Source organism: Amycolatopsis regifaucium, from assembly GCF_001613935.1.
Taxonomy (GTDB): Bacteria; Actinomycetota; Actinomycetes; order Mycobacteriales; family Pseudonocardiaceae; genus Amycolatopsis; species Amycolatopsis regifaucium.
Genome location: NZ_LQCI01000001.1, coordinates 256340 through 272372, shown reverse-complemented (window position 1 = coordinate 272372; position 16033 = coordinate 256340). Strand labels below are relative to the sequence as shown.

At 68.3% G+C, this 16033-nt stretch carries 15 protein-coding genes and 1 pseudogene; 5 read left to right on the top strand and 11 right to left on the bottom strand.

Going from position 1 to position 16033, the window contains the following annotated elements:
• Positions 1 to 50: 50 nt before the first annotated feature.
• The 3 genes from AVL48_RS01165 to AVL48_RS01155 all read left to right on the top strand — a co-directional run bounded on the left by AVL48_RS01165 (position 51) and on the right by AVL48_RS01155 (position 3388).
• Positions 51 to 992, top strand: coding sequence for an MBL fold metallo-hydrolase (locus tag AVL48_RS01165; protein ID WP_061989833.1), 942 nt, complete (start codon positions 51 to 53; stop codon positions 990 to 992).
• A gap of 367 nt (positions 993 to 1359) precedes the next feature.
• Positions 1360 to 3012: a glutamate--tRNA ligase gene (locus AVL48_RS01160; protein ID WP_061989831.1), complete on the top strand. Its 1653-nt coding sequence runs from the start codon at positions 1360 to 1362 to the stop codon at positions 3010 to 3012.
• A 151-nt stretch (positions 3013 to 3163) separates the two neighbouring features.
• On the top strand, positions 3164 to 3388 hold the full coding sequence (locus tag AVL48_RS01155; protein WP_061989829.1) for a hypothetical protein: 225 nt from the start codon (positions 3164 to 3166) through the stop codon (positions 3386 to 3388).
• Between the two features lie 30 nt (positions 3389 to 3418).
• Here AVL48_RS01155 and AVL48_RS01150 read toward each other — a convergent pair whose 3' ends face one another.
• The 11 genes from AVL48_RS01150 to AVL48_RS39925 all read right to left on the bottom strand — a co-directional run bounded on the left by AVL48_RS01150 (position 3419) and on the right by AVL48_RS39925 (position 14267).
• Positions 3419 to 3652 carry a hypothetical protein gene (locus AVL48_RS01150; protein WP_061989826.1) on the bottom strand — a complete coding sequence of 78 codons (234 nt, stop codon included), beginning with the start codon at positions 3650 to 3652 and terminating at the stop codon, positions 3419 to 3421.
• Between the two features lie 116 nt (positions 3653 to 3768).
• Positions 3769 to 4065 carry a hypothetical protein gene (locus AVL48_RS01145; RefSeq protein ID WP_061989824.1) on the bottom strand — a complete coding sequence of 99 codons (297 nt, stop codon included), beginning with the start codon at positions 4063 to 4065 and terminating at the stop codon, positions 3769 to 3771.
• A 112-nt stretch (positions 4066 to 4177) separates the two neighbouring features.
• Positions 4178 to 4843, bottom strand: coding sequence for an ABC transporter ATP-binding protein (locus tag AVL48_RS01140; RefSeq protein ID WP_061989822.1), 666 nt, complete (start codon positions 4841 to 4843; stop codon positions 4178 to 4180).
• Between the two features lie 17 nt (positions 4844 to 4860).
• Entirely contained in the window at positions 4861 to 6810 is a 1950-nt protein-coding gene (locus tag AVL48_RS01135; RefSeq protein WP_061989820.1) for a hypothetical protein, read from the bottom strand.
• 87 nt (positions 6811 to 6897) lie between these two features.
• Complete coding sequence (locus tag AVL48_RS01130) at positions 6898 to 7233, bottom strand: lactococcin 972 family bacteriocin (RefSeq protein ID WP_244162426.1); 336 nt, start codon at positions 7231 to 7233, stop codon at positions 6898 to 6900.
• Positions 7234 to 7758: 525 nt separating this feature from the next.
• Complete coding sequence (locus tag AVL48_RS01125; RefSeq protein ID WP_082857503.1) at positions 7759 to 8349, bottom strand: hypothetical protein; 591 nt, start codon at positions 8347 to 8349, stop codon at positions 7759 to 7761.
• A gap of 153 nt (positions 8350 to 8502) precedes the next feature.
• The gene (locus tag AVL48_RS01120) at positions 8503 to 9357 is read right to left on the bottom strand and encodes an ECF transporter S component (protein WP_061989816.1); all 855 of its coding nucleotides are present in this window, start codon (positions 9355 to 9357) and stop codon (positions 8503 to 8505) included.
• A complete protein-coding gene (locus AVL48_RS01115; RefSeq protein ID WP_061989814.1) occupies positions 9354 to 10949 on the bottom strand; it encodes an ABC transporter ATP-binding protein in 1596 nt (531 codons plus the stop codon). Before AVL48_RS01115 ends, AVL48_RS01120 begins: the two co-directional genes overlap by 4 nt.
• Positions 10946 to 12055 carry an energy-coupling factor transporter transmembrane component T gene (locus AVL48_RS01110; protein WP_061989811.1) on the bottom strand — a complete coding sequence of 370 codons (1110 nt, stop codon included), beginning with the start codon at positions 12053 to 12055 and terminating at the stop codon, positions 10946 to 10948. Before AVL48_RS01110 ends, AVL48_RS01115 begins: the two co-directional genes overlap by 4 nt.
• Complete coding sequence (locus tag AVL48_RS01105; RefSeq protein WP_244162427.1) at positions 12055 to 12966, bottom strand: YML083C domain-containing protein; 912 nt, start codon at positions 12964 to 12966, stop codon at positions 12055 to 12057. The genes AVL48_RS01110 and AVL48_RS01105 overlap by 1 nt, the downstream gene beginning before the upstream one ends.
• A gap of 14 nt (positions 12967 to 12980) precedes the next feature.
• Positions 12981 to 14267: a hypothetical protein gene (locus tag AVL48_RS39925; RefSeq protein ID WP_244162428.1), complete on the bottom strand. Its 1287-nt coding sequence runs from the start codon at positions 14265 to 14267 to the stop codon at positions 12981 to 12983.
• A 40-nt stretch (positions 14268 to 14307) separates the two neighbouring features.
• On the opposite strand from AVL48_RS39925, the pseudogene AVL48_RS01095 reads away from it, so the two are divergent.
• Positions 14308 to 14514: pseudogene (locus AVL48_RS01095) on the top strand (ABC transporter ATP-binding protein); the annotation flags it as partial.
• 113 nt (positions 14515 to 14627) lie between these two features.
• Positions 14628 to 15713: an iron-siderophore ABC transporter substrate-binding protein gene (locus AVL48_RS01090; RefSeq protein ID WP_061989805.1), complete on the top strand. Its 1086-nt coding sequence runs from the start codon at positions 14628 to 14630 to the stop codon at positions 15711 to 15713.
• The last annotated feature ends 320 nt before the right edge of the window (positions 15714 to 16033 follow it).

The following is a 16033-nucleotide window of genomic DNA, read 5'->3' as shown; positions in this document are numbered from 1 at the left end:
GGCGGAATCGGTCTTGGACGGCGAAGGGGCATCGGCGGGACATTCGGAGCATGCCCTTCGAACCCCTCACCCACGAGCCCGCCGTCGAGCCGGGCCAAGCCGTCGAAATCGCCCGCGACCTCGTGGTGATCCCGAATCACGGCGTCGACCTCGTCCCCAACATCGGCGTCATCGGCGGTGCGCACTCGGTGCTCGTCGTCGACACGGGACTGGGGCCGCGCAACGCCGAAAAGGTGCTCACCTTCGCGGCCGAACAGGCCCGCGGCCGCCGTCTGTACCTGACCACGACGCATTTCCACCCCGAGCACGCGTTCGGCGCACAGGTCTTCGCGGACCACGCGACCTACCTCGTCAACAGTGCGCAGGCGGCGGATCTGGTCCACAAAGGACCGGCCTATCTGGACATGTTCCGCGGTCTCGGCACACCGGTCGCGCGGAACCTGGAAGGCGTCGACCTGGTCGCCCCGGACGTCGTCTACGACGAAGCCCACGAACTCGACCTCGGCGGACGGATCGTGCGGCTGGCGGCCACCGGACGCGCCCACAGCAAGGGCGACCAGGTGGTGACCGTCCCCGACGCGGGTGTGCTGTTCACCGGAGACCTGGTCGAGACCGGTCAGTTCGCGATCTTCCCGTGGTTCCCGCCGTACGACACCGATGTCTCGGGACAGCGGTGGATCGAAGTGCTGCGGCGGCTGGACGCCGCCGGGCCGGACCTCGTCGTCCCTGGCCATGGCGACGTCTCCGGACGCCGGGTCCTGACCGACGTCCGCGAATACCTCGAACTGCTGCGTGACGAGACCTGGCAGCGACGCGACTCGGCTCTCCCCGAAGAGACGATCGCCGCCGAGGTCGAAGCGCTGATGATCGAACGCCACCCGGAATGGGAAGGCCGGGACTGGATCTCGAAGGGCGTCGGCTGCCTCTGCGCGGAGCACTCAGGCCATGAGACAGCAAGCGCCGGTGAAACAGCCGAAAGCCCCTCCGCTTGACGCGTTCTTCGAGTTGTCGAAGTGATCGATCACCACGTCCACTTCGGTCTGGCCCAGCGCGGCGACGTCGACCCCCGAGTCGGCGAAGAAACGGCGGATATCGTCGGAAACGGTGTTCTGCATTGGAAATCTCCCTCTGAACCTGCGGTGTTCGGTACCGAGATCGTGCAGGTTCGGACCCACCCGCCGACAGTGCGAAGCAGCATGGACGACGTGTGGCTTTCGTATGCTCCACTCGCGCGAATCGGGGTGCGCAAGTGGAGCATCCCGCATCGGGACCACCCCCACCGGGTCAGGAGGCCGGACGGCTAGTCTCTTCGATGGCGAAAACAGCCATGCACCACGACGCCGGGAGATCTGAACCGCCATGCTGGACCGAGCAGTCATCGACGCCCTCTTCCCCGCCGACCTGCCCGAACCCGAGCACTGGGAACAGCGTTACCCCGCCCGCGATCTCCCCGAGGGCGCATTGGTCACCCGCTTCGGCCCGTCGCCGACCGGGTTCGTCCACATCGGCGGCATCTACGTCGCCACCATCGACCAGGACGTCGCCCGCCGCAGCGGCGGCCGCTACCTGGTCCGGGTCGAGGACACCGACCGGTCCCGCGAGGTCGAAGGCGCGATCGAGCAGTTCGAGCGCGGCTTCGGCTACTTCGGCCTCGCCGCCGACGAGGACATCCATCGCGGCGGCGACTACGGCCCGTACCAGCAGTCCGAGCGCGAGCAGATCTACCTGACCTACGTCCGCCACCTGCTCCGCCTCGGCCGTGCGTACCTCGACTTCGCCACCAAGGAGGAACTCGCGGCGATCACCGCGCGGCAGCAGGCGACGAAGCTGCCGACCGGCTACTACGGCTCGTGGGCCATCTGGCGCGACGCCGACCCCGCCGACGTCCAGGCCAAGCTGGACGCAGGCGACCCGTACGTCGTACGGTTCCGCGCACCGGACGACACCGGCGCCCGCGCCCGGTTCACCGACGCCATCCGCGGCCCGCTCGAGGCCGAAGCGAATCGCAACGACGTCGTCATCCTGAAGAGTTCCGACCAGAGCCCCCGGCTGCCGACCTACCACTTCGCGCACGCCGTCGACGATCACCTCATGCGCGTCAACCTGGTCATCCGCGGCGACGAGTGGATCTCGTCGGTGCCGGTGCACCAGCAGCTGTTCGACGCGCTCGCCTTCGAGCCGATCACCTACGCGCACATCGCGCCGCTGATGAAGCAGGAGGGCGGCAGCAAGCGCAAGCTGTCCAAGCGCAAGGACCCGGAAGCGAGCGTCGACTTCTACATCGAGTCCGGCTACCCAACCAAGGCCGTCCTCTACTATCTGCGCGGCCTCGCCAACGGCCGTCTCGCCGAAATGCCGCTCGACCAGGCGCTGAGCGAGCCGATCAACCTCGACGAATGCGGGGTCGCCGGCCCGCTGGTCGACCTGATCAAACTCGACGACATCGCCGCGGACCACATCGCCACGCTCTCCGGCGCCGAGATCCTCGGAGAGGTCCGCGCCTGGGCGGAGCGGTTCGACCCGGCGCTGCGGACCGTCCTCGACGCCGAGCCCGAGCTCGCGCTCCGGGCGCTCGCCGTGGAGCGTGACGGCGCCGAGAACCCCCGCAAGGACCTGAAGAAGTGGAGCGAGTTCCGCGCCGTCTACGGCTTCTTCTTCCCGCAGCTGCACGCCGCCGTCGCCGGCCCCGACGACGAGCGGATCGCCGCGCTCGGTGTCGACCGCGAGGTCGTCCAGGCCGTCGCGCGCGACTTCGTCGAGAGCTACCAGCAGCTCGACGACGGCCAGGAGTGGTTCCAGCAGATCCGCGAGGTGGCCGCGAAGCACGGCTTCGCGAAGAACGCCAAGGAGTTCAAGAAGAACCCCGAGGGCTTCCCGGGCTCGATTCGCGAGGCTTCGCAGATCATCCGGATCGCGATCACCGGTTCGACCCGGAGCCCGGACCTGCACTCGATCACCCAGGCGCTGGGACGCGAGGAGACGCTGAGCCGGTTCGCCGGTCTCGTCGGCTAGGGAAGCCGGTGGGGCTCGCGTGCGGTCCGTGAAGGCCTCCTTCCCTACGCTCAAGGTAGGGAAGGAGGCCTTCACGGCCAGGCCGCTGGATGAAACGTCCGGGCACCGACTCACGACTTACCCAGTACGCAAGTACAGAAAGTTGTGGCCAATGAGCGCTGATCGCGTAGTCCAGCTGAGCTGGGAGCCCCGGCAGGTGGCCGTCGACGACCGGGCGGCGCTCTCCTACCCCGGGATCGCGGTGATCCGCCGACGGCACGGCGAGGTCGTCGACCGGACCTGGCTACCGGTCGGGGAAGAACCCACCTTCGCCGACGACGAAGCCCTGATCGCGGCCCTGCACGCCGCGTGGCGGTGGAGCAGCCACGCCGCTTAGACCGTCCACTTCGGACTGGCTACGACCGGTTCACTCCTCGCCCGACTTGTACCGCCGCCGAAGCTCTTCCTCCTGCTCGCGCGGCGATTTGTCGACCCAGCGGCCGTGGACCAGGTCGTTCTCCGTGTAGTCCGCACGCCGCGAGGCCCAGCCCGGCAGCATGATCTTGCGGGTGCCGCCTCGCCCGCGATCGCGCAGGTCGGTGACCACGGCGATACCGATCACCAGTACGAGTACGCCGAGCAGGATCCAGATCACGACCATGTCCGCTCCCCCGCAGATGGGTCAAGTCCCGCAAGGATAGCGTGCCCGCACCTCCGCCGCGTAGGCGTTTTCCCGGCACCCGGGGGAATCTCACGGATACCGGGGATCGTGAACGATCAGCCCCTGGCGTTCGGGTCGATCGCGTCGCCCGCCAGTCCCGTGGCGGCGTCGCCGAGCGCGCCGGTGGAGTCGACGACGCCCTGACCGGCCGCGGTGGCGGAATCGACGGCGCCCTGTCCCGCGGCGGTGGCGTTCTCGGCGAAGCCCTGGCCGGTCTCGGTCAGCCCCTCGGCGGATTGGGTGACCTGGTCGGTGGCGCCGGAAAGGTCGAGTCCGGTCAGCTCGCCGACCTTGTCCCCCGCACCGCCCAGCAGTTCGGCGGCCTTCTCCTTCAGCGAGTCGAACAGGCTCATCAGGGGTACTCCTCGGATCGGTCGAGCACGGGGCGGCTGAAAGTTCACCGTACAGGACAAAACGGGCACTGTGTGCGACGGTCACCCGTCGGGACTCTCCCCGCGAAGATCGTCAGTGACGAGAAGTCCGGACACCCTCTTCCGCACGCAGCGAATAGCGGACGTCGCACGCGCTCATCATCGAGTCGTCATGGGTCGCCACGATGACGACGCAGCCGCGCCGGGCCAGATCCCCGAGGAGATGGATGACCCGTGCCCGATTGGCCTCGTCGAGTGACGCCGTCGGCTCGTCGACGAAGACGGCCCGGGCGTCCTTGTAGAGCGCCCTGGCGATCGAGAGACGCTGTTTCTCGCCGCCGCTGAGATGCGCGGCCTGTTCCTCGTCCCGGCCGGTCAGTCCGGTCAGCTCGAGGACGGCCTTCATCTTCCGCTGATCCCCGATCACTCGCGAGCCGAAGACGCCGGCCTTCATCACCACGTTGAAGGCGACGGACTCCTCCTCCAGCACGCCGTAGTCCTGGAGCACGAAGGCCCCGGACTCCTTCCAGAACCGTCGCCGGGCCCGAGCGTTCCAGCCGCCGGTGTCGGTGCCGTCCACCAGGACCCGGCCCGAGGTCGGGCGCTGCAGCAAGCCCAGGCAGTGCAACAAGGTCGTTTTGCCGCAGCCGCTGGGCCCGACGAGCGCGGTCATGGTCCCCGGACCGCAGGAGAGCGAGACGTCGTGGACGATTTCCCGGCCGTCGATGACGACGGAAACGGCATCGGCTCGTATTTCCATGATGGAGGTCTTCCCGTCTAGAGAGTGCGTCGCCGGACGTTGGCGAAGGTCCAGCGAGTGGCCAGGAGATGCGTGACCGGTGAGGCGACGAGGCAGAGCACCGCCGCCGCCGTCGCGAGCAGCGCGCCGTCGCCACCGCGGAGCAGGATGATCATCACGGCCAGCGCGGCACCCACGAGCCATTCCGGCGCGACCCGCCCGGCGAGGATCTCGGACCAGCGCTGCCCCGCGAGCCGGAGCGGGAAGTCCCGTCGCGCGTGCAGTACCGCCGCGATGAACGCCGCGATGAGTGCGGAGACGACCAGCGCCACCAGCAAGGCCACCAAGGAAACCCCTTCGAGCCAGGCGAAATACGCGGTGAACTGGGCGAGCAGGATCCCTTCCTCCGCGGCGTACTGCACGTTGATCTTGTACTGCAGGCCGTGCTGCGCCAGCAGCCCCTGGGTGGGGCCGAGCCCGGTGAACACGAGATTCCGCGTGGACGCGATGGACGCGAGGAAGTCGTCGTCGAACGTGGCGTACACCTCCGGGGCGACGACGACGATCGCGTCCGCCGGGAACACCAGTTCGCCGCTTCCGGCCAGGGCCAGCGGAAGCTGTTCCGGCTGCGAGAAGTGGTAGAACGAGAACTTGCCGAGCACCTCGGCCGCGGACTCGCCTCCGCGCTTCCACAGCTCCAGGTTTTCCACCAGGAATTTCCGCGTGCTGTCCGGGATCCGCTCCGGCGGGAGCGGCGCCAGCCGGCCTTTCCCGTTGCCCAGCATCAGGTTCAGCCAGCCTTGATTGACCAGCGCCAGGTTGCCGGACGGCCCCAGGTCGGCGCCTTCCACGGTCTCCCCGTTCCAGGCGTAGGAAAGGGCGACGTCGTCGCGTTGTTCGGCGTCGCGCACCACGTCACCCACTTTGCCCATGATCTCCTGGAACCCGTTTTCACCCATCGCCGCTTGGAAGGACAGGGCGACCTGATCCGCCAAGGACTTCCAATGAGACTGCTGGAGAGCGGTGTTCCTGGCATTCGCGTAGGCGGTATACGCCGGGGAAACCGCGGCCAGCACCAGAACGAAGGTGAGTGCCTTGAGCACCACCGAAACCCCGCGCAGGGATTTGACCGCGGGATCGCGGTTGGCCAGCATCGCGGGCCCTGGCCAGGACGCGACCGACATCACCAGCGCGCACAACATCGTCACGACGATCACGATCGCGTCGAACACCAGCAGGATCGAGAGGTAGAGCGGCGCGAAAACCCACCCTTGCGTGAAACCGATGACGACGACGGCGGCCGTGTCGACGACGACAGCCGCCAGGACCATCGCGAACAGGAAGCCTCTCAGGTCCTCGTACTGGATCCGCCAGGTCGAAACGCCGGCGAGCGCACGGAGCGCCCTGCCCCTGGCCTTGACCGAAAGCCAGTACAGCACCAGCGACGCCATCAACGCGGTGGCGGCCAGCAGGCTCATCAGGAAGCTGCCCTGCCGCGCCACCGTTTCCAGTGTCGTACCGAGATCGTTGTAGTTCCACTTGGCGATCACCTGACGCGCCGTCAGCCACTCCCGGAACTCGGGAAGCCGGTCGGTCGAACCGGTGACGAGGTATTGACCGCTCGCATATGAATGTTCGAGCGCCGCGTTGCTCCTGATCTCGGCGTCCTTCTCGTCTCCGAAGCGCGTTATCCGCGCCGGGAATTCACCCGCGTCGCCGACCTTCACGAAGACCTGGCCGGACTGGTCACCGCCGAGATCCGGCGCGACCTTGAGGAGGCCGACTCCCAGACGATCGCTCAGCCGCCCGAGTTCACCGATCGCCTCCGCGTCCGGCAGGCCGGAATTGACGAAGTCCAGCTCGACGAGGGACTTGGTCCCGAGTTGCTGCGGATAGGTCCGGTCGTGCAGGTTCGCCATCAAGGTCACCGCGACCGCCAGCAAGGCGAACAGCACCGCCGAAACCGCGACGACTACTTTTCTGTGCAACGGCTTTCCTTCGATCGTTCGGCCGGGCGGTGATCCCCGCCGTATCCGGCCGGCGCGCGACCGGCCGGATACGGCGGGGATTCGGAATCAGCAGGTGCGGTAGTAGTACGCGTCGTCGGCACCAGGGGTGTTGACGGCGTACTTCTCCGCGGTGGACCGCACACCGGCGCGCGTGTCGGCACTGCGCGACAGGCTGCCGTTGAGCTTGACGGACGACCCGTGGCACCTGTTCACGGTGTAGTACGAGCGGACCTTGACGTTCCAGAAGCCGTACTGCCACGTCCCTCCGCTCGACGGATACTGCGTGGTCGGGCCGGGGTGCAGCCAGGCCATCGCGGGCGGCGCCGCCACCCCGACACCCACGAATCCGAACGAGGCGATGACGGCCGCGGCCACGCCCTTTCTGATTCTCTTCGTCTCCACTTTAGCTTCCATTGTCGAACACGCTCCCCATCAGATTGAGAGTACATCGATTACGGCAAGGCGATCTTCGATATCCCGGATCCGGACGAACAGAGAACACGAAAGAGTAAAAGTGATTCTCGACCACGACTCGTGGTCGACTCTTGAAACCCCAGAACCCCCACCGTGTCACCCCATCGTGTCTCCGACCGTACGAGCACCCGATGATCGAAACAACCCGGCGTCAGGTAACAAAGGGATAAAGCCCACCAAGAGGCGGTTCTTCGTCAATCATTCCGGAATGGTTGAAAGATAACCTATTCACCGACGTTGGCGATCATCTGACGGATCGCACGAATATCCGAGTTTGATCGCCAATAACGCACTCGATACGAACTTTTCCGGCGTTACGACTACGGTATCCGCAAATCCAGCACAACCGTCCGATTACGCTAAGGATGACGCTTAGCGTTTCCTTAGCGGAACACGGTTAGAATTGGATTCGGCGCGCGGGAGGCCGACCGACCGCGTACGGATCGGCGGCACTCAGAGACAGGGCGGGGTGTAGCGGTCGACACGCAATCCGCGGAAGTCGAGTTCGTTGGCGGTCTTGCCGACGAAGACCAGACCACGCGCCTCGGCCAGCGCGGACGCGAACGAGTACGACGGCTTGCCGAGTTCCGGCAGCGTCGTCCACGCGCGGGGCGCGAAGCTGAAGAACCTCTTCACGAGTTTCCCGCCGGTCGACGGCACCTTCGTGAGCCATTTGTCGCCGCCGCTCCAGTGCGACGCGGGACGCAGCTGCACGTAGAGATCATCGGTCGCGCGGTAGGTCAGCCAGAAACCGGTGGATTTCGAAAGGTCGGCCTGCGCCTCGAACCGGTTCCCCAGCCAGACGACGATCACGTGCCACTCGGCGTTGAGGAAGGTCACCTTGGCCGCGTATCCGCCGCGCTCGCGGACGAGCAGACTGCCGGTCGCCGGAACCGTCGTACCCTCACCGGACGCGAGCCACTGCTGCAACCGGTCGATCGACGGGGTCGCGCATTCGCAGCCGTGCCGCGGCGGCTGGCCGCCGGCGGCGTTCGCCGTCGCTCCCGGGCCGGCGAGCGAGACCAGAAGCACCGACGCCGCCACCGCGAGCGTCCTGCTGAAGGGAATCCTGGAGCCTCCGCGCATTCCCGGAAGTTAGCACAGCGGTCACCGAACTCGCCGCACAGCGGGAAGAGTGCCCCGGTGAGTGGGATTGGTCCACTGTGGACGATCGGTGGTCAGTTCGCGCGATCGCCCTCACCGCCGCCTTCCCGACTCCCTTGGCGCTCTGGGCGATCGGGCGTCCGAAGTACTCCGGCCGAAGGAAGCCTTCCGGGAGGCCCGGCGCAACGTGGCGAGGACGGCGGGCCCCAGCACCAGGATCGCCACCGCGTTGGTGACCGCCCGCCCGGTATCCCAGCCGGCCGTCGAAGTCAGCAGCGTGAACACGGCGAACCGGTGCAGGTTCTCCAGCACCGGGGCGCCGGGCACGTAGGAGATGTGGCCGTCGTGGTACGGCACTTCGGCGTCGGTGATGAACGGCCAGAACCACAGGTTCATCAGGAACCCGAACACATACGCGACGAAGATCCCGTAGCCGATCAGCATCGCGATCTCGGCCTTGCCGGTGACACGGCGCGGCAGCAGTCCCGCGCCCATCCCGATCCACGCCGAGCACATCATCTGGAACGGCAGCCACGGCCCGACGCCCGCGGTCAGCAACGCGGAAGCGAACATCGACGTACAGCCCAGCACGAAACCGAATCCGGGCCCGAGCACCCGTCCCGCCAGCACCAGGACGAAGAACACGGTCTCGATGCCCGCGGTCCCCGCCCCCAGCGGGCGCAACGCCGCGTTCACCGCCGAAAGCACCCCGAGCATCGCGAGGGCCTTGGAATCCATGCCCCCTTCGGACATTTCGGCCAGCACGATGACGATCAGGACGGGCAGGAGCCCGATGAACACGAACGGCGCGTCCGGGCCGTGCTGCGTCGCCTGCGGTTCGACACGGACCAGGAGCGGCCACAGGAACATCATCAGTCCCGCGAGCGACGCGAGCGCGAGCACCAGCGCCGAGCGCGGGCCGAGCCGGACCGCGGGCGCGGTGGTCACCGGACCTCCTGTGCGAGCGCCGAGCGGACGTCGTCGACGGTGAGCCACGGTTCCCCGAGGATCTTGGCGACCTGCGTCGCGAACGCCGGCGAGCCGCCCAGTACGTCGGCGGTCGGACCGTCGGAGACGACTTCTCCTTCCGCCATCACGACCACGCGCCGCGCGACCGTCGCGACGAATTCGACGTCGTGCGTGGCCACGACGACCGCTTTGCCCTCGGCCGTCAAGGACGCGATCATCCGCGCCAGCGCTGCCTTCGCCAGGTAGTCGAGACCCCGGGTGGGTTCGTCCAGCAGCATGATCCGGGGCGCGGCCGACAACTGCACCGCGAGCACCAGCGCGAGCCGCTGCCCCTCCGACAGGTCGCGCGGATGCGAGTCGGGATCGATCCCCGGAGCGAGCCGGTCGAGCAGCGCCCGGCAACAACGCGGTTCCACCCCCGACTCCGCGTCGGCTGCCTCGCATTCGGCGGCGACGGTCTGCAGGTACAGCAGGTCGCTCGCGGTCTGCGGCACCATGCCGACCAGTGCGCGGGCCGCCGAGCTGCTCAGCGTCTTCGGATCCTTGCCCTCGACGGTGACCGTGCCGCCCTGCCGGGGGCCGGAGCCCTGTACCGCCCACAGCAGCGACGACTTGCCGGAACCGTTGCGGCCCATCATCGCCAGCACCTCACCGGCCCGCAGGACGAGATCGACCTCGCGCACCGCGACCTTCGGCCCGTACCGGACCACGATCCCGGCCGCGGTGAGCACCTCCTCGCCCTCGACCGTGGTCCGGGCCGGCGGAGTCCCCAGTGAAAGCGAGGAAGCGCGGCGACGGGCATCGCGCACCGCCATCGGCAACGGATCCCAGCCCGCCAGCCGTCCCAATTGGACGATGGGCGGGGCGATGGGCATGTCCTTCAGCACCTCGGGCGGCGGACCGTCCACCACCGCGCCGGTACCCGGAACGTAGATCATCCGATCCGCGAACGGGATCACGCGTTCCATGCGGTGTTCGGCCATCAGCACCGTCGTGCCGAGGTCCTCCACCAGCCTGGCCAGCGTCGCCAGCACCTCCTCGGCCGCGGTCGGGTCCAGGGCGGACGTCGGTTCGTCCAGCACGAGCACCTTCGGATGCGTGGTGAGCACCGAGCCGATCGCCACCCGCTGCTGCTGTCCGCCGGACAGGGTCCGCAACGCGCGCCTGCGCAGTTCCGCGATGCCGAGGAGGTCCAGCGTCTCCTCGACGCGGCGGCGCATCACCTGCGGATCGAGGCCGAGTTGCTCCATTCCGTACGCCAGTTCGTCCTCGACGGTGTCGGTGACGAAGCCCGCGAGCGGGTCCTGTCCGACGACGCCGACCAGATGCGCGAACTCGCGGGGCGGTCGCGACCGCGTCGTGACGCCGTCGACGGACACCGTGCCTTCCAGATGGCCGCCGGTGAAATGCGGGACGAGACCGTTGATCGTGCCCAGTAGCGTCGATTTGCCCGCTCCGGTCTGGCCCGCGAAGAGCACGAGTTCGCCCTCACCGATGGACAGCGTCACGTCGGACAGCACCGGTTCGGAGCGGCCGCGGTAGGTGAAGGAGACCTCATTCAGTTCGATCATGTGTGCACTTCTTCTTCGAGCGCGGCGTACGGCGGTTCGGGGACCGGGGTCAGGAAGGCGGGTACCACTCCGGCCAGTACCCCGAACAACGGACCCCACGACAGCGACGGCCAGGACAGGTTGAGCAGCGACGGGTTGAGGTCCATCGGGTTCACGCTGGAGGTCATGAACAGCACACCCGCGACCGCGCCCCCGCTCGCGGCGACGACGAGTTCCGCCGGATGCCAGCGGTCGGGCCGGTAACGGGTGCGCTGGACACGTTTGCCCGCGGCCCGGAATCCGGCGAGTCCGATCAGCACCCCGGCGGAAAGCACCGGTGCGGCGAGGAACCTGGGCGTCGAACCGTCCAAAGTGGCGTAAACGCCGACGCAGACGCCGAGCAGGCCGACGATCATCAGCGTGCCGGTGAGCAGCCGGGCACGCGCCTCGAGCGTCCCTGCTCGTCCGTAACCGCGGGAGTCCATCGACGCGGCGAGCTGCAGCGAACGGGACAGCGCGTCCTCCAGGACCGGGATGAGAACGGCGTGCAGGGCCTTCATCTTCTTGCCGGAACCACCCCGCAGTTTGCGGGCCCGCCGGACCCGCAGGACGCTTTCGGCCAGCTGCGGGAACACCGAAAGCGCGACGATCACCGCGGTGCCCACTTCGTACAACGCGGGCGGCATCGCCTTGAGCAGGCGTTTCGGGTTCGCCAGCGCGTTGGCCGCGCCGAGGCAGATCACCATCGCGGCCAGCCGCATCCCGTCGTAGAGGCCGCCCAGCAACGATTCCGCGGAGACATCGCCGAACAGCCGGATGCCCGCCGCCCACGCGGGCAGCGGGATTTCGGGCAGCCGCAGGATGATCGTGGCGCCCTCGCCGCCGCCGAACACGAGCCGGAAGAACACCCGGACCGCCACGATGAGCGCGCCGAGGTAGAGGTAGAGCCGGAACGCCAAGGCCCACGGCGCCTCGGTGCGCCGGGCCACGACGACGTAGCCCGCGACGGCCACGATGGTCAGCAGCAGCCACGGATTCGTCGTCCTGGCCGCCGCGACGGCGAGACCGAGCGCCCACACCCACCAGGCGGCCGGATGCAGGTCGCGCGGCAGGAAGTACGACGTCATCAGGTTCCCTGGGCGCGTTTACGTCGGCGCGCCACCAGGAATCCGGCCACACACAACATCAGGACCGCCGCTCCCGCCGCCCAGGGTGCCCAGCCACTCGCGCCGGATTCACGGTCGAGCATCGCGGTGACGTCCTCGGCGTTCTCCCCACCGGTGAACGCGACGTTGCCCGACGGGTCGTTCGCCTTCGGCCGCGCCGACGCGCTCGGACGCGGCTTGGGCGGCGGCAGCGCGCCGGCACTCTGTCCCGCGGCAGGCGGCTCGTCCGCACCCGGCCTCTCGCCCGCGGGCGGCTCCTGGCCCTGCCCGTTTCCGGCCTGTGGCCGTTGCCCTTGCCGTTCGGCGGGATCCCCGGTGGACGGCTTCGCTTCCTCAGGTGGCAGGCAGGGCTGTCCTTCGGTACCCGGCCGCACCGCGGCGATCCGCGGGACCGGGTTGTTCGCCGTGGTGGCGTTCAGTGAGAAGGACCAGCCCTCGAACCCGCCGGGGATGAAGTCACGGTTCTTCACACCCCATTGGCTGTAGTCCCACGCGCAGTTGTTCGAAGCCTGCCAATAGGACCAGTACGCTCCGGAGGGAGGCGTGTCGACGCACATCTCGCGGTACTGCTCGCGCCCGGCGACGGGAAGCTGCTCGGTCGCGGACGGCCGGTTCTCGATCCGGCAGACGAACGACTCACCCCAGCGCTGCACACCGGCGATCTGGAAACCCGCGCCCTTGAGCGCGTCCAGCCCGGTGTCCCGGGTCGGCTGGGGATTGCAGCGCACGATGGTCGTGCCGCCCAGCTGCTGGAAGTCGACGACCACGGTGACCCCGGTGCCGTCCTTGCAGAAGCCGGGATGTCCCTTGCCCTGATCGATCGCGTGCGCGGACGGCGAAGCGGCGGCGATCAGGAAGAGCGCCGCCACCACACCGAAGACCCTCCTCATTGGACGGTGCGAGCCGGGTTCGACGGCGTCACCCTGGGCGGCGGGTTGGTCGACGCGGACTTGTTCAGCGAGAACGACCAGCCTTCGAAGCCGCCGGGGACGACGTTGCGGTTGAGCGCGCCCTGGCTGCTGTAGGTCCAGGCGGAACCGGAACCGTCGGCGTACCAGTAACCCCAGTACGCGACCGGCGACGGGGTGATCACGCACGCCTCCTTGTAGTTCGGGTTGGTCGTCAGCGGAAGGGTTTCCGTCGCGGCCGGGCGGCCCTCCAGGCGACAGACGAAACCGAGGCCCCACTTCGCGGTCCCGGCGACGGCGATGCCCGCGTCCTGCAAGGCCTTGATTCCGGTGCGGGCGGTGCCGGGGTTCGCGTTGGGTGAGCAGCGCGTGATCGTCGGCGCGGCGGTGCCGCCGTTGCCGTCCAGTTCCTGGAAGTCGACGACGACGGTGACCCCGGTGCGGGCGTCGGCGCCGGTGCAGACCCCGGCGTAGCCCTTGGCCGGGTCGACCGCCCGCGCGGTCGCGGGTACGGCGATCGTCAGTCCGATGAGGACGGACGTGACGGCGAGCAGTTTTCTCATGACGAGACCCCCCTTGGTCTTGATGAATCGACGGAGCAGGAAAATCAGGACGATCGCCGCGAGCAGCAGCGATCCGGCCAGTCCGGTCAGGCCCCACATCAGCCAGGGCGGCAAGGCGGGCTGAGCGGTGGCCCGCAACTGGGTGCCGGACGCCGCGTCGGCTCCCGAAAGCGGCAGCCGGAGCGCGGGCGACAACGGCGAGTCGGCAGCGGTGAGCCACGACCGGCCGGCGACACCCGGCGCGGCGGCCAGGCTCGTCGGGAAATCAGTCGCCCCGTCGCCCTCGGGTTCCTTGGCGAAACCGCCGTCGGCCCGCGCGAGCTTGCCCAGCGAACGCGCGGTACCGCTCGCGTCCAGCCCCGCCACCTGCCGGGCGGCGGCGACCGAAGCGCTGAGCGCGACATCCGGTGTCCCCGCCTCGCCGGTCACCAATCCCTCGCCGGTCGGCCGGACACCGAGCGCCGTCACCGCGGAGACGACCGCCGACACGCGCCGCTCGGACCAGCCGTCCGGTCGTTTCGAGGCGGGTGCGGCGTCGGTGAACGGCCGCGCGGCCAGCGCCGTGACCGCCGAGGCTGTCGCGGCGAGGTCGCCGGATCCGCACTCCATGGTGTCGAGATGCTTCGGGAACGTGCCGTCGGCGCATTGGCGCGAGAGGAGCAATTCGACCGCGACGCCGGGATCGGCGGCAGTGGCGAGCAAGGCCCACGTGTGGCGTTCGACCAGCGCGGGCGCGAGAACCCTCGAAGCCGCCGCGGCGGCCGCGCTCGAAGGCCGGACCGGTCTCGTCGTCGCGCACCGGCTGACGCAGGCGGCGGCCTCGGACCGGGTCGTCGTGCTCGACGCGGGCGCGGTCGTCGAAAGCGGGACGCACGACGAACTCGTGGCCTCCGGTGGTCGGTACGCAACGCTTTGGGCGGCCTGGTCGGACAACCGGTCACGGACGTGATCCGGGACGCAGCGGAGCCGGTTGCGTTCGGCCGTTCGGCGTCTTAGGTTAGGCAAACCTGAATATCGATTAATCCGGCATTTCGCCGGACCGCCGATCAAGAAGGACGGACGATGGCCCGAATCCCCACTCTCTCCGCCGTGCGCGGGCGCCTGAAGACCGCCGGTGTACTGGCGTCCTCACTGGTGCTGGCCGCCTCGCTCACCGCGTGCGGAGGTGGCGGCGAGTCACCCGCCCCGGCCGCGCAGAACTCCGCCGGCTCCGCGGTCGACGCCAACGCGTTCCCGACGACGATCGAGCACAAGTACGGCAGCACCACCATCACGCAGGAACCCAAGCGGGTCGTCACGGTGGGCCTGACCGAGCAGGACGCGCTGCTCGCCCTCGGCGTGGTCCCGGTCGGGGTCACCGAGTGGCTCGGCAAGTTCCCCGGCACCATCGGCCCGTGGGCGACCGGCAAACTCGGCGGCGCCGCGCTGCCCGAGGTCCTCAAGGACGTCGACGGACCGCAGTACGAGAAGATCGCGGCGCTGAAGCCGGATCTGATCATCGCGCTGTACTCCGGGCTCACCAAGGAGCAGTACGACAAGCTGAGCCAGATCGGCGTCCCGGTCGTCGCGCAGCCCAAGGAGTACAACGACTACGGCATCCCGTGGAACGAGGCGACCAAGAAGGTCGGCCAGGCCGTCGGACGCGCCACCAAGGCGAACGAACTGGTCAAGGGCGTCGAGGACAAGTTCGCCCAGGTGCGCAAGGAGCACCCGGAGTTCCAGGGCAAGTCGGCGCTGATGGCGTCTACCTACGAGGGCTACTTCGTCTACGGCAGCCAGGACGGACGCTCGCACATCCTCGAATCGCTCGGCTTCAAACTGCCGGCCGACCTCGACGCCGCCATCGGCGACAAGTTCGGCAAGAGCCTCAGCGCCGAACGGACCGACCTGCTCGACCGCGACGCACTCGTGTGGCTCATCGACACCCCGGCCAAGGCGCAGGAGATCCTCGGCAAGGACGCGCTCTACAGTGGACTGAAGGTGGCGAAGGAAAAGCGCGAGGTCTTCATCGAGAACGAAGGGACCTACGGCAGCGCGGTCTCGTTCGTGACCGTGCTGAGCCTGCCCTACGTGATCGACCGGATCGTCCCGCAGCTGTCCGCCGCGGTCGACGGTGACCCGAAGACCGAGGTCAAACCGGCCAACTGAGCCTTTGCGAGCAACGAAAACGGGGCCGCGAGCGAAAAGCTCGCGGCCCCGTTTTCGTGCGCGGGAAGCGTTGGGGCCCGTGAGTGATTTGGGTCGTTCTAGCCGCGGGTGTTTCAGGTACCTACGGCGGGTGAGCCCGGTAGCCGCCTGACCGTGAAGGCCTCCTTAGGGGGCTCAGAGTTCCTGCAGGAGGCCTTCACACCTTCCCCAGTACATGATGGCCCCCTTCCTTGCGCCTAGCGCAAGGAAGGGGGCCATCATGTACTTCACGCGAGCAAAGACGCAGGTGACGAGTAGGTACCTAAGGGAGGGTTCGTTCT

What these genes read in the sequence shown, in the direction of transcription:
- AVL48_RS01160 (WP_061989831.1), top strand. Translation starts at nt 1,360, where the DNA reads ATGCTGGACCGAGCAGTCATCGACGCCCTCTTCCCCGCCGACCTGCCC.
- AVL48_RS01090 (WP_061989805.1), top strand. Translation starts at nt 14,628, where the DNA reads ATGGCCCGAATCCCCACTCTCTCCGCCGTGCGCGGGCGCCTGAAGACC.
- AVL48_RS01110 (WP_061989811.1), bottom strand. Translation starts at nt 12,055, where the DNA reads ATGACGTCGTACTTCCTGCCGCGCGACCTGCATCCGGCCGCCTGGTGG.
- AVL48_RS01165 (WP_061989833.1), top strand. Translation starts at nt 51, where the DNA reads ATGCCCTTCGAACCCCTCACCCACGAGCCCGCCGTCGAGCCGGGCCAA.
- AVL48_RS01140 (WP_061989822.1), bottom strand. Translation starts at nt 4,843, where the DNA reads ATGGAAATACGAGCCGATGCCGTTTCCGTCGTCATCGACGGCCGGGAA.
- AVL48_RS01155 (WP_061989829.1), top strand. Translation starts at nt 3,164, where the DNA reads ATGAGCGCTGATCGCGTAGTCCAGCTGAGCTGGGAGCCCCGGCAGGTG.
- AVL48_RS01115 (WP_061989814.1), bottom strand. Translation starts at nt 10,949, where the DNA reads ATGATCGAACTGAATGAGGTCTCCTTCACCTACCGCGGCCGCTCCGAA.
- AVL48_RS01145 (WP_061989824.1), bottom strand. Translation starts at nt 4,065, where the DNA reads ATGAGCCTGTTCGACTCGCTGAAGGAGAAGGCCGCCGAACTGCTGGGC.
- AVL48_RS01150 (WP_061989826.1), bottom strand. Translation starts at nt 3,652, where the DNA reads ATGGTCGTGATCTGGATCCTGCTCGGCGTACTCGTACTGGTGATCGGT.